Below are 11,953 nucleotides of genomic sequence, written 5' to 3'. Positions count from 1 at the left end.
GTGGTGACACCACCGGCCGAGGCCTCGCCGCCAGCAAGCCCCGAGCGCACCTGCGTTGTCCCACCGCGAGCGCACATATGTGCGATATGCGGGCATTTGGGAAAAAAATCCTTGGACGCCGTGAACGTCCGCGCGGGACACTGCGGCGCCCGGCCCTCCCGTACTCGCACGTGACGATCGCGGCGATCGTCCATGAGGTGAGCCGGGGCTCGGGCCGACATTCCGCGGTGCCGCACGCGCACGCGAACTGCTGCACGAAGAGACGAGGTTGGGATGGTGATGGCTGAATCACGCCGCGTTCCGCCGCGCAGGGGCCCCGTGCTCCTCGCGCTCGGCTACTACGCAAGGGAGCTGGCCCGGCTCCGGCTGCTGACGGTGCCCGCGATGCTGCTGCCGGCGCTGGGCAATATCGGCATCCACTACATCGCGCCGCTGGTCGTCGCGAAGCTCGTCGGCCGGATGTCCGGTGGCGGCGGCGTCACCGTCGGCTCGATGATGCCGTACATCGTCGGCTTCGCCGGTGTGCTGCTGCTGTCGGAGGTCCTGTGGCGCATCGGTCTGCACTGTCTGAACCGCCTTGACGCGCTGGGTATCGAGCATCTGTACGTGATCGGGATGGACGAACTGTTCGCCAAGGACGCCGCGTTCTTCCACGACAACTTCGCAGGGTCGCTGACCAAGCGTGTGCTGAGCTTCGCCTCGCGGTTCGAGCAGTTCGTCGACACGCTGACCTTCTCGGTCGTGGGGAGTCTTGTGCCGCTTGTGTTCGGGTCGGTGGTGCTGTGGCAGTACGACCCGCTGTTCGTGGTGGGGCTCCTCACGATGATCGCGCTCACGGCTGTGTGCGTGAGGCCGCTCATCCGCCGCCGTCAGGCGCTTGTCGGGCGGCGCGAGGAGGCGATCGCCCGGGTGTCCGGGCACGTCGCCGACAGCCTGGCCAACATGGAGACGGTTCGGGCGTTCGCGGCCGAGAAGCGTGAGGCGGCGGAGCACCGATCCCGCGTCGCGGAGTCGCGGCGGCTCTCGCTCGCGTCATGGGACTACGGGAACCTGCGCATCGACACGCTGGTCGCCCCGCTGTCCGTGGCGACCAATGTGATGGGGCTGCTGCTCGCCGTCACCCTCGGCGGGGGCGGGCACGGCGTGGAGGCGATCGTCGTCGCCTTCACGTACTACACCAACGCCACGCGGATCATGTTCGAGTTCAACCAGATCTACCGGCGTCTGGAGGGTTCGATGACGGAGGCCGCGCAGTACACCGAACTCCTGCTGACGCCCACGACCGTGCACGACCCGGTGTCGCCGGAACCGCTGCTGCCCGCGGGTGCCGATGTCCGCTTCGAGCGGGTCACCTTCGCACACAAGGGCGCGGAGCCGCTCTTCGAAGGGCTCGACCTGGCCGTGCCCGGCGGGGCGAAGATCGGGCTCGTGGGCCGGTCCGGTGGCGGCAAGACCACGCTCACCCGGCTGCTGCTGAGGATGACGGATGTCGACGGCGGCCGGATCCTGATCGGCGGCCAGGACATCAGCCGTCTGCGGCAGGCCGATCTGCGCAGCCTGATCTCCTGTGTGCCGCAGGAGCCGGCGATGTTCCACCGGACACTGCGGGACAACATCGCGTTCGCCAAGCCGGGCGCCACTGAAGCCGAGATCCGCCGCGCGGCCGAGGCCGCGCACGTCACGGAGTTCGCGGACCTGCTGCCGGACGGATTCGACACGCTGGTGGGAGAGCGTGGCGTGAAGCTGTCCGGCGGACAGCGCCAGCGGGTCGCTCTCGCCAGGGCGATCCTGCGCGACGCGCCGATCCTGCTGCTCGACGAGGCCACCAGCGCACTGGATTCCGAGAGCGAGATCCTCGTCCAGGAGGCGCTGTGGCGCCTGATGGAGGGGAGGACGGCGATCGTGGTGGCGCACCGGCTGAGCACGGTCGCGACCATGGACCAACTCGTGGTGCTCGACCGTGGACGCATCGTCGAACAGGGCACGCACCAGGAACTGCTGGCATCCGACGGCGCGTACGCGAAGCTGTGGCGGCACCAGTCGGGCGGCTTCATCGACGACAGCCCCGCGCGGGCCGGTCTGCCCGTCTGAGTGCTTACGGGGCGCGGGCGCGGCTCTGGGACCTTTGCCGGATTGACATCGCAACCGAGGGGGAGGAAGGTGAGAAATGTCCTAAAAGTTCTACTTTCAATGATTGCTCGGAGGTGTTGAGAATGCGCCGACGGATCGTTGCCGCAGTCTCAGCGGCGGCCGCGGGTCTCGCCCTCGCCGTCGTGCCTGCCAGCGGGGCGTTTGCCAGTGACGCCAGGAATGACTACAGCTGCTCCAACTGGGACGGCTATCGCTACTACTGCGATGACGGCTATTACGGCTCCTACGGCGATTACGGCAACTACTACTACGGTGACTCCGGCTACTACGGCTACGACCACGGTCGCGGTGACAGCAACAACAACGGCTTCTTCGTCGACGGCTTCCGGCGGTGACGACCGCCGTACCGCCGCACTGCCCCAAGGGCAGGACCTGAAGTCTCCGACCTGGTCGGGCCTGTGAGTGGCCGACCGCGGGCCCGGTTGCCGACCGGGCCCGCCACTGTTTCCGGCATCCTGGCTTCCTCACACCTCGCCAGGCGGCAGACGCACACCCTGGCATGAAGTGCTGAACGGTGGTTCACTCCTTCCATGGCGTACCGAAAGACCCCAGCGGTCCAGGACCGGCTGACGGCTGCCCGCGAACGGCTCGTGGACGAGGCGATCGTCGTGGTGGCCGATGTGGGCTGGTCCCAGGCGTCCGTGACGGCCGTCGCCGCGGCGGCCGGTATGTCGGTGGGTTCGGTGTACCAGCACTTCCCGTCCAAGGCGGCGCTCGCCGTCGAGGTGTTCCGGCGCGCCGCGGGCCGGGAGGCCGATGTGCTCGGTTCCGTGCTGCGTGACGGCAGTGGTGACCCCCTGGAGCGCCTCAGCCATGCCGTGACCGTCTTCGCCCGGCGGGCCCTGGACAGCCGGGGTGTCGCCTACGCCTTGCTGGCCGCCCCGTCGGAACCCGCCGTCGAGGCCGAGCGGTTGGAATTCCGCAAGCGCTACCGGGGCATGTTCGCCGAGGTGGTCCGGGAGGGCGTCGCCGGCGGACTGCTGCCCGAGCAGGACGCGGACGTCACCGCCGCGGCACTCACCGGTGCGATCGGTGAGGTGCTGGTCGACCCGCTGTCCCGGCCAGCCGAAGGAGCCGACGCCGACCGCTTGGTCGCCGAGCTGGCCGCCATGTCCCTGCGGTGCGCGGGCGCCGCGTCCGTACGGCAACGCCCATAGCCACCAGAGGAGTCGGAGGACCCCGATGCGCAGCAATCCCGTACGCACCCATGAGGTGACCAACCAGGCGCCGCCGCTCACGGATCACGACGTGGCGGACGACCCCGTGCTGCTGGAAGGCATCCGGAACGAAGGCGCGGAGTGGTACGAGGAGGACCTGCACCGCATCGGGCGGCTCGCCGGCTCGGAGGAGGCGAGGCGCTGGGGCCACGAGGCCAACCACCACGAGCCTGTGCTGCGTACCCATGACCGCTACGGCAACCGGGTCGACGAGGTGGACTTCCATCCCTCCTACCACGCCCTCATGGACGTCGCCATGCGCGAGGGCCTCGGCGGCACCCCCTGGGCCGAGGACAAGCCCGGCGCCCATGTGGCCCGTGCGGCAGGCCTGATGGTGTGGGGCTTTGCCGACCAGAGTCATTTGTGCCCGGTGTCCATGACCTATGCCGTCGTCCCCGCGCTGCGGCACGCACCCGAGCAGGCGGCCCTGTACGAGCCGCTTCTCACCAGCAGGGTGTACGACCCGGGGCTGCGCGCACCAGGGGGCAAGCGCGGACTGCTCGCGGGAATGGGCATGACGGAGAAGCAGGGCGGCTCCGACGTACGTGCCAACTCCACCGTGGCGACCCCCCAGTCCGACGGGACCTGGCGGCTGCGCGGCCACAAGTGGTTCACCAGCGCGCCGATGAACGACCTCTTCCTTGTGCTCGCGCAGGCGGAGCCCGGTGCAGGGGCCGGCGGAAACGGGGGGCTGTCCTGCTTCCTGGTGCCGCGTGTACTGCCCGACGGCAGCCGCAACACCTTCCGGATCCAGCGTCTCAAGGACAAGCTCGGCAATCGCGGAAACGCCAGCAGCGAACCCGAGTTCGACGACACCGTCGCCTGGCTCGTCGGACCGGTCGGGCGCGGCGTGCGGACCATCATCGAGATGGTCACCATGACCCGGCTCGACTGCATCCTCAGCTCCGCCTCCGGCATGCGCACCGCGCTCACCCTCGCCGGGCACCATGTGCGTCACCGCGCGGCGTTCGGTGCCAAGCTCATCGACCAGCCGCTGATGCGCAACGTCATCGCGGACCTCGCCGTCGAGTCCGAGGCCGCGACCACGCTCGCACTGCGCGTGGCCGGCGCCGTCGACCGGGCCCAGCGCGGCGACGGACGGGAACAGGGCTTCCTCCGGCTGGCCACTGCCGTCGCCAAGTACTGGGTGTGCAAGCGCCAGCCCGCCATGGTGGCGGAGGCACTGGAATGCCTCGGCGGCAACGGCTTCGTCGAGGACTCCGACCTGCCGAGGCTCTACCGGGACGCTCCCCTCAACGGCATCTGGGAGGGCTCCGGAAACGTCAGCGCACTCGATGTGCTGCGTGCCCTGACCCGCGAACCGGACTCGCTCGAAGCCTTCGCGGACGAGATCGCACTCGCCGCCGGGGCGGACGCACGGCTCGACGCGGCCTGGCGGGGGCTGCGCGCCGAGCTGGCGACGCCCGAGGACGCGGAGCTTCGGGCGCGGTGGCTCGTGGAGCGGCTGGCGTTGGTGCTCCAGGGTTCGCTGCTGGTCCGGCACGCACCGGCGGCCGTCGCCGACGCGTTCTGCGCCTCGCGGCTGGCCGGGGCACACGGGCTCGCGTTCGGGACGTTGCCGACCGGGGTCGACCGGGCGGGGATCATCGCCAGGGTCCCGGGCGCCCGGGCCTGAGCTCGGCCGGGTGGACCGAGCGCCCGAGCGGTCCGGGCCGCCCAGGACGCGGAGTGTGCCGCGCCGGGGGATCCTGAGGACAGGGAGCCCCGCGGCGCGGCATATCGCCGGGCGCGTGGACGGCGCGTGGTGCGGGCGAGGAGGTGTACGCCATGACGCGGACGCTGGAGTGGCAGGTGGGCCTGGTCCTGGTCGAGGAGGACGGTACGACGAAGGCACGGGCCGTGCTGGACACAGGCGCCACGACCTACACCGGGCAAGGGGTCGCACGATGCAACCCGCAGGACGTGGACATCCCCGAGATCGGCGATGAACTCGCGGCGAGCCGCGCGATGAAGGACCTCGCGACGAAGCTGATGCGCGAGGCCAACCGCGACCTCGACAGTGTCGGCGCGGGCCCGGAGACGGTGGCGGCACCGCCCTACGGCTGGCCTGGAGCGGCTACGTAACCACCACCGGCCTCACGCAGCACCACCTGCCAGCGGCGGCCCGGGCCCATCGCCCCGCGTCACCTCACCTCGGATCACCGTTCCGTGGCAGGCCGCCTCGTTCGGCGCCCGGCGCCAGGCCGCCTCAGTCGGTGATTCCGCTTCCGTACGGCGCATAGAGATCCAGCAGCCGGACACGCGCCGCGTGGAGCCGGTGCGCCAGCACCTGTCCCACCCACTGGCCCACCGCGGAGCCGAATGCCGGGTCGGCGTCCATCATCATGCGCACGGTCCGTGCGTCGAACTGCTGGGCGCGGACCGGCGTCATCGCCTCGGCTCCCAGCTGCCACACGAAGGGTGGGAAGAGCCAGGACCAGCCCACGAGTTCACCGAAGCCCAGGTTCTCGATGACCGCAGGACGCCGCCCGGGAACGGACATGTGCAGGCTGACCGTGCCGGACTTGATGATCCAGAACCGGTCGGCGCGCCGACCCTCCTCGAAGACGCGGCAGCCCTCGTGGAACTTCACGTTCTCGGCGATCTCCTGTAGCCGGGCGCGGTGCTCGGCCGACAGTGCGGCTGTCATACGGATGGAAGACGTGGTCATCGCGTGGCCTCCGTTCCGAGCGCCGGTCCACCTCAAGCGTCGCACGCCCGGACGCCTCCCGCGCCGCCTGACCTCTCCCGCCGCCTCCCGCGAACTCAGGAGCCGCCGTCCGCCGCGCCGGTCATCGGACGGACCGTGCTGAGGATCTTGCGGACCATGGCGTCCGGCACCTCCTCGTCCACCCCTTTGGCCGCGACGAAGGTCCAGGACACGATGTCGCCCTTGGTGTTCTTGAACGCGAAGGCCGTCGCCCTGCCGTCCGTGCCGCACTTCCCCTTCCCGCGCACACCGGCCGAGGTGGCCGTGGCCAGGCTGCCCGTCAGTCCGGAAGCCGTGGTGTAGGGCTGCGGGGTACCGGTAGTGACCCTGGACCGGTCCGGCTGGGCATAGGCACCGTAGACCCACAGGGACACGTGTCGCGGGCCGCCTCCTCGGGGGACCGGGCACCGTTCTCCCTGCGGGATCCCACGGACGCGAGTGCCGTGTCCTCCTCGCTGCCGTCGACGTTCTCGTCGGAACTGCACCACCGCTCCTTGAGCACTGCGGTGCCCGAGAAGCCGACCAGAGGCTTCTCCTCCGGGTCGCCCTCCTCCGCGACATAGCTCACCCAGCTCTGCGCCCTGCGGGCCCACTCGGGTGGCACGTCGAAGACGATTCCGGTCCTGGGATTCGCGACGGTGCTCCAGCCCGGGACCGCGGGCTGCGCCGCGTCGCCCGTGCGGCGCGCCGTGTCCGTGGCGGTGGGCGCCGACGGCGACGACGCCGTGGGCACCGGGGAGCCGTTCCCGCCGCGCAGGACGACGAAGCCGGTGACCGCGGAGGCCAGTACGACCACGGCGGCCCCGCAGACCGCGACGAGCGTGGCCTTCCCGGTCCTCCCGCGCCCGTCGGTGGACGCCGGCCCGGCCGCCACGGGTGCCGGGACCGTCGGGTACTGGTGGTACGCGGGCGGCTGCTGGTACGGATTCCCCGACGGGTCCGGTGAGTTGTTCTGTCCAGGCCACATGGACGGCCACCCTACGGGGGCACTTCCCCGACCCGGCTCACCGGGTGGTGCGGCCCTCCTGTGACGATGTCACTGAGGCCATTCCTTCGTGATCTCGAGGCGGAACGTCATCCGGCCGAGTTCCCTGCCGTCCCCGTCCACGAAGGTGCCGGTGCATTCATAGCGGTCACGCGCCAGATGCCCGGTCGCCAGATGCACCGGCGGGAGCACGATCTCGTACGGCCCGCCGCGCCGGTAGTCGCCCAGATGGGTCTCCGTGTGCACCACGACCACGCCCTGGCGGGTGTGCTCCTCGATGAACTTGAGGCCTTCGAGATCGTCCCTCGAGTGCACCCGGAACTCGAGGCGGAGCCGGAACTCCGCACCTTCCTTCAGGCTGACGGACACCGTTTCGGCAGGCTGCGGCGCACCAGGCGAACCAGGCGCGTCATGCTGGCGATCCACCTGCGCGGACACCGGTACGTCGGGGCGCCCCTCCCCCTGGATCGTCACGGCCAGCAGCTCGAAGTCACGGTGTGCATTCATGGGTACGCCCGCTTTCGCCGCTCATGAGAAGGAAGGGCCGGTGATTCAGCGTAGTCACCAGACCGCGCCGGAAGCGGTGACCCGGAGGCGGTGTCATAGTCGGGGGTGTCACCGGAAGCCGCGGCCCCGGAAGACGATGCGGACGACCGAGTGCGACCAGGGGCGACCAGGAGACGACCAGGAGAACCGGACATGGTCTCAGCACGGGACGGCTGGCCGGGCAGCGCCGGCGACGGCGACCGCTTCGAAGTGACGGTGAGCCCGGGGCCCGAGCCCGGGATCGTCGTGGTCGCGGTCGTGGGTGAGCTCGACCACGACACGGCGGAACCCCTGCGGGTGGCCCTGGACGAAGGCATCGCGGCCGGTGCGCGACGCGTCCTGGTCGACTGCTCCGCCCTGCTCTTCTGCGACTCCACGGGGCTCAATGTGCTGCTGCGGGCCCGTCTCGCGGCCAAGGAGACGGGAGCCAGGGTCGAACTGGCGGCGCTGCGCCCCCAGGTCGCCCGGATGCTCGCGATCACCGGTGCCGGTGCCGTCTTCCCGCGGTACGCGAGCATCGGTGACGCTGTCGAGGCACCGGAGCGAGAGCCGGGCCGGGAGTAGGCGGGAGCGACGGTGAACGCGGCCCTTCCGGCACAGGGACAGACCCGCAGACTCGTCCTCTCGGGGACGCGGGGCGTGGTCGGGCGTTGCCGTGACTTCAGTCGTACGGCGCTCGTGGACTGGGGGTGGCTGCCGGAGTACGACGCCGGCGCTCCGTATCCGGGTCGTCCGGCCGGTAGCCAGTCCCGCACCGGCGAACCAGGTGCCTGGGACGCCTTCGGTGACCTCGACATCGACGCGTACGGCCACGACGGCTACGACGAGGCCGAGGAGCGCCTGGCCGTCGCCGAGGACGTCCTGATGGTCGTGTCCGAGCTGGTCACCAACGCCTGTCTGCACGCCGGTGGCCCCGAGGAGCTGGTGCTGCACTGCACGGCCGACCGGTTGCGTATCGAGGTGAGCGACGCCGACCCGGTCACCCCCCGCCCCCGCCCCCATGCCGATCCGGCGAAGCCCGGTGGTCACGGACTGGTCGTCCTGGGCAGGCTCGCCCGCGCCTGGGGCTCCGTACCGCGCGGTGGGGGAAAGACCGTGTGGGCCGAGATCACGGCGCCCCGGGCCTCCGCAATCGACACCGCCTGAACACACCCGGGGTGTCGCGCGGGGGAGTGCGTGCGAAAGTCGAGAGTGGACACATGACGCCGAACGAGCGACACGAGGTCGGCGATGAACGCATCCGGTCATGCCCGGGACAACCCCGGTGATCAGCCTGCGGGCCCGCCCCAGGACCCGCAGCTTCCTCAGGATCACTCAGCGGTGGAACCCTCGCCGGACACCCGGCCGCCCGCCGAGCTGGGCGAGGAGGGCCTGCGCAAGCTGCTGGCGGGCCTCACCGCCGTGCGCGACGGCGACTTCTCGGCCCACCTCCCCGACGACGCCGGGGGCATCATGGGCGAGATCGCCGGGGTCTACAACGGCATGGTCGACCAGCTCTCCCTGGTCACGGCCGAAGTCACCCGGGTGGCCCGGGAGGTCGGCGGTGAGGGACGGCTCGGCGGCCATGCACGGGTGCGGGACGTCGACGGGGTCTGGCAGGAGCTCACCACCGGCGTCAACACCATGGCCGACAACCTCACCTCGCAGGTGCGGTCGATCGCCCAGGTGGCGACGGCCGTCGCCCGCGGTGACCTCACTCAGAAGATCCGCGTGGACGCGCGCGGCGAGATCCTTGAGCTCAAGGAGACCATCAACACCATGGTCGAACGGCTCTCCTCGTTCGCCGAGGAGGTCACCCGGGTCGCCCGGGAGGTCGGCACCGAGGGCAATCTGGGTGGCCAGGCGACCGTGAGCGGGGTGTCGGGCACCTGGAAGGACCTGACCGACAACGTCAACTCCATGGCCAACAACCTGACCAATCAGGTCCGCAACATCGCCCAGGTCACCACGTCCGTCGCCCGGGGCGACCTCACCCGCAAGATAGACGTGGACGCGCGCGGCGAGATCCTGGAGCTCAAGACCACCATCAACACCATGGTCGACCAGCTGTCGTCGTTCGCCGCCGAGGTCACCCGGGTCGCCCGGGAGGTCGGCAGCGAGGGCCGGCTCGGTGGCCAGGCAGAGGTGGAAGGCGTCTCCGGCACCTGGAAGCGGCTCACCGAGAACGTCAATGAGCTGGCCGGAAACCTCACCCGGCAGGTCCGCGCCATCGCCGAGGTGACCAGCGCGGTCGCCGAGGGCGATCTGACCCGGTCCATCGCCGTCGAAGCGCCGGGAGAGGTCGGCGACCTGAAGGACAACATCAACTCCATGGTCGAGTCGCTGCGCGCCACCACCCGGGCCAACGAGGAACAGGACTGGCTCAAGACCAACCTGGCCCGGATATCCGGACTGATGCAGTCCAGCAACGACCTGGGCAGCGTCGCCGCGGTCATCATGACCGAGGTGCCTCCGCTGGTATCGGCCCAGTACGGTGCGTTCTTCCTGGCCGAGGAGGCCGTCGACGGCAGCGGCACCGAGCTCGTGATGACCGCCTCGTACGGACTCCCCGCCGAGGCCCGTATCCCCGCCGAGCCCGCCCCCGCCGAGTCGCCGGGTGAGCCGTCGCGGCTGCCCGTACGCTTCCGCCCCGGCGAGTCCCTGGTCGGTCAGGCGGCGCTCAGCCGCCGCACCATCGCCGTCGACGAGCTGCCGCCCGGCTATGTGACGATCTCCTCGGGCCTGGGATCACTGACCCCGGGCGCGCTGATCGTGCTGCCGGTGGTGGTCGAGGACCAGGTGCTCGGCGCCGTGGAACTCGCCTCGCTGCGTCCCTTCACCCGTATCCACCGGGACTTCCTCGACCAGTTCATCGAAACGGTCGGGGTCAACGTCAGCTCGCTGAACGCCCATGCCCGCACCGATGAACTGCTGGAGCAGTCCCAGCGGCTCACAGCCGAACTCCGGGCACGTTCGCAGGAGTTGCAGGCTCGTCAGGAAGAGCTTCAGCGCTCCAACGCGGAACTCGCCGAGAAGGCCGCACTGCTCGCCGACCGCAACCGCGACATCGAGGGCAAGAACCTGGAGATCGAACAGGCCCGACAGGAGCTGGAGGAGCGGGCCAAACAGCTCTCCCGCACCTCCATGTACAAGTCCGAGTTCCTCGCCAACATGAGCCATGAGCTGCGCACCCCGCTCAACAGCCTGCTCATCCTGGCCCAGTTGCTGGCCCAGAACCCGGAGGGCAACCTGACGGAGAAACAGGTCGACTACGCGGAGGTCATCCACTCCGCGGGCTCCGACCTGCTCCAGCTGATCAACGACATCCTCGATCTGTCCAAGGTCGAGGCGGGCAAGATGGACGTCCACCGCGAGCCCTTCCCGCTGCACCGGCTGCTGGAGTACGTCGAGGTGACGTTCCGTCCGCTGGCCAGCGAGCGCAATCTGGACTTCGGCATCTTCACGTCGGATGACGTGCCCGACGACATCACCACCGACGAGACCCGGCTGCGGCAGGTGCTGCGCAACCTGCTGTCCAACGCACTGAAGTTCACCGAGAGCGGCGGCGTCGAGCTCCGGGTGGAGAACGCGTCCGACGACGAACTCCACGCCGAACTGAGGGGCTTGCAGGTGGTGGCCTTCCGGATCAGGGACACCGGCGTCGGTATCGCCCCCGAGCACCTGGACTCGATATTCGGGGCGTTCCAGCAGGGCGCGGTGACCACCGGCCGCCGCTACGGCGGCACGGGCCTCGGCCTGTCCATCAGCCGTGAACTCGCCCAGCTCCTGAGCGGAGTGATCGTCGCGGAGAGCAGGGTCGGAGAAGGCAGCGTCTTCACCTTCTACGTGCCCGTCGGTGGAGAAGTCCCCCAGGAGCCCCCGCCCGGACTGGCCACCCGCGGCACGGACGCCGCCGCGGCACGGACCGGGGCGTCCCAGCAGCCCGCGCCGGGCGCCCTCCTGACCGGCCGCACCGTGCTGATCATCGACGACGATGTGCGCAACGTCTACGCACTCACCGAGATCCTCGAAGCCGAGGGCATGCGTGTGCTGACGGCCGACGACGGGCGCACGGGGATCGAGCTGCTCACCGCGCACCCCGATGTCGATCTGATCGTGATGGATGTGATGATGTCGGGGATGGACGGCTACAGCGCCACCGCGGCCATCAGGAAGCTGCCGAGATTCGCTTCGGTGCCGGTGATCGTGGTCACCGCCAAGGCGATGCCGGGCGACCGGGCCAAGAGCCTCGCGGCCGGGGCCAACGACTACATCACCAAGCCGGTCGACGCGTACGACCTGGTGGCGCGGATACGCAAGTGGCTCCAGCGGTAGGTGTGCTGTCCGCGCGACCCGGACCCGTCC

12 protein-coding genes are annotated in these 11,953 nt (G+C 70.0%); 8 read left to right on the top strand and 4 right to left on the bottom strand.

Annotated features, from left to right (window positions below; translation table 11 throughout):
- Positions 1-279: 279 nt before the first annotated feature.
- The 5 genes from ACFV6V_RS22970 (at position 280) to ACFV6V_RS22950 (ending at position 5,453) form a co-directional block, all read left to right on the top strand.
- A complete protein-coding gene (locus tag ACFV6V_RS22970) occupies positions 280-2,091 on the top strand; it encodes an ABC transporter ATP-binding protein (protein WP_385567996.1) in 1,812 nt (603 codons plus the stop codon).
- Positions 2,092-2,213: 122 nt separating this feature from the next.
- Complete coding sequence (locus ACFV6V_RS22965) at positions 2,214-2,486, top strand: hypothetical protein (protein ID WP_385567993.1); 273 nt, start codon at positions 2,214-2,216, stop codon at positions 2,484-2,486.
- Between the two features lie 195 nt (positions 2,487-2,681).
- On the top strand, positions 2,682-3,308 hold the full coding sequence (locus tag ACFV6V_RS22960) for a TetR/AcrR family transcriptional regulator (protein WP_385567991.1): 627 nt from the start codon (positions 2,682-2,684) through the stop codon (positions 3,306-3,308).
- Between the two features lie 25 nt (positions 3,309-3,333).
- Positions 3,334-5,004, top strand: coding sequence for an acyl-CoA dehydrogenase family protein (locus tag ACFV6V_RS22955; RefSeq protein WP_385567988.1), 1,671 nt, complete (start codon positions 3,334-3,336; stop codon positions 5,002-5,004).
- 152 nt (positions 5,005-5,156) lie between these two features.
- Positions 5,157-5,453 carry a DUF1876 domain-containing protein gene (locus ACFV6V_RS22950; protein ID WP_361280674.1) on the top strand — a complete coding sequence of 99 codons (297 nt, stop codon included), beginning with the start codon at positions 5,157-5,159 and terminating at the stop codon, positions 5,451-5,453.
- Positions 5,454-5,577: 124 nt separating this feature from the next.
- Here ACFV6V_RS22950 and ACFV6V_RS22945 read toward each other — a convergent pair whose 3' ends face one another.
- From ACFV6V_RS22945 to ACFV6V_RS22930, 4 genes are all read right to left on the bottom strand, one after another.
- Positions 5,578-6,039 (bottom strand): Crp/Fnr family transcriptional regulator, encoded by a 462-nt coding sequence (locus ACFV6V_RS22945; protein WP_385567986.1) that lies wholly within the window; start codon positions 6,037-6,039, stop codon positions 5,578-5,580.
- A gap of 95 nt (positions 6,040-6,134) precedes the next feature.
- A complete protein-coding gene (locus ACFV6V_RS22940) occupies positions 6,135-6,326 on the bottom strand; it encodes a hypothetical protein (RefSeq protein ID WP_385567983.1) in 192 nt (63 codons plus the stop codon).
- 32 nt (positions 6,327-6,358) lie between these two features.
- A complete protein-coding gene (locus tag ACFV6V_RS22935) occupies positions 6,359-7,045 on the bottom strand; it encodes a hypothetical protein (protein WP_385567981.1) in 687 nt (228 codons plus the stop codon).
- A 69-nt stretch (positions 7,046-7,114) separates the two neighbouring features.
- Positions 7,115-7,570: a hypothetical protein gene (locus tag ACFV6V_RS22930; RefSeq protein WP_385567978.1), complete on the bottom strand. Its 456-nt coding sequence runs from the start codon at positions 7,568-7,570 to the stop codon at positions 7,115-7,117.
- Between the two features lie 192 nt (positions 7,571-7,762).
- Here ACFV6V_RS22930 and ACFV6V_RS22925 point away from each other — a divergent pair, with 192 nt between their 5' ends.
- The 3 genes from ACFV6V_RS22925 (at position 7,763) to ACFV6V_RS22915 (ending at position 11,923) form a co-directional block, all read left to right on the top strand.
- Complete coding sequence (locus tag ACFV6V_RS22925) at positions 7,763-8,173, top strand: STAS domain-containing protein (protein WP_385567975.1); 411 nt, start codon at positions 7,763-7,765, stop codon at positions 8,171-8,173.
- Positions 8,174-8,248: 75 nt separating this feature from the next.
- Positions 8,249-8,755 carry an ATP-binding protein gene (locus ACFV6V_RS22920; RefSeq protein WP_385568006.1) on the top strand — a complete coding sequence of 169 codons (507 nt, stop codon included), beginning with the start codon at positions 8,249-8,251 and terminating at the stop codon, positions 8,753-8,755.
- A 174-nt stretch (positions 8,756-8,929) separates the two neighbouring features.
- On the top strand, positions 8,930-11,923 hold the full coding sequence (locus tag ACFV6V_RS22915; protein ID WP_385567972.1) for a HAMP domain-containing protein: 2,994 nt from the start codon (positions 8,930-8,932) through the stop codon (positions 11,921-11,923).
- Positions 11,924-11,953: the final 30 nt, after the last annotated feature.

Source organism: Streptomyces sp. NPDC059828 (assembly GCF_042731955.1).
Taxonomy (GTDB): domain Bacteria; phylum Actinomycetota; class Actinomycetes; order Streptomycetales; family Streptomycetaceae; genus Streptomyces.
Note: the sequence above shows the minus strand (reverse complement) of the source record. Positions and strands in the feature narration are given on the sequence as shown.

Coding starts and splice junctions, on each gene's coding strand:
- ACFV6V_RS22930 (WP_385567978.1), bottom strand. CDS start 7,570: ATGAATGCACACCGTGACTTCGAGCTGCTGGCCGTGACGATCCAGGGG.
- ACFV6V_RS22945 (WP_385567986.1), bottom strand. CDS start 6,039: ATGACCACGTCTTCCATCCGTATGACAGCCGCACTGTCGGCCGAGCAC.
- ACFV6V_RS22955 (WP_385567988.1), top strand. CDS start 3,334: ATGCGCAGCAATCCCGTACGCACCCATGAGGTGACCAACCAGGCGCCG.
- ACFV6V_RS22925 (WP_385567975.1), top strand. CDS start 7,763: ATGGTCTCAGCACGGGACGGCTGGCCGGGCAGCGCCGGCGACGGCGAC.
- ACFV6V_RS22965 (WP_385567993.1), top strand. CDS start 2,214: ATGCGCCGACGGATCGTTGCCGCAGTCTCAGCGGCGGCCGCGGGTCTC.
- ACFV6V_RS22950 (WP_361280674.1), top strand. CDS start 5,157: ATGACGCGGACGCTGGAGTGGCAGGTGGGCCTGGTCCTGGTCGAGGAG.
- ACFV6V_RS22960 (WP_385567991.1), top strand. CDS start 2,682: ATGGCGTACCGAAAGACCCCAGCGGTCCAGGACCGGCTGACGGCTGCC.
- ACFV6V_RS22970 (WP_385567996.1), top strand. CDS start 280: ATGGCTGAATCACGCCGCGTTCCGCCGCGCAGGGGCCCCGTGCTCCTC.
- ACFV6V_RS22935 (WP_385567981.1), bottom strand. CDS start 7,045: ATGTGGCCTGGACAGAACAACTCACCGGACCCGTCGGGGAATCCGTAC.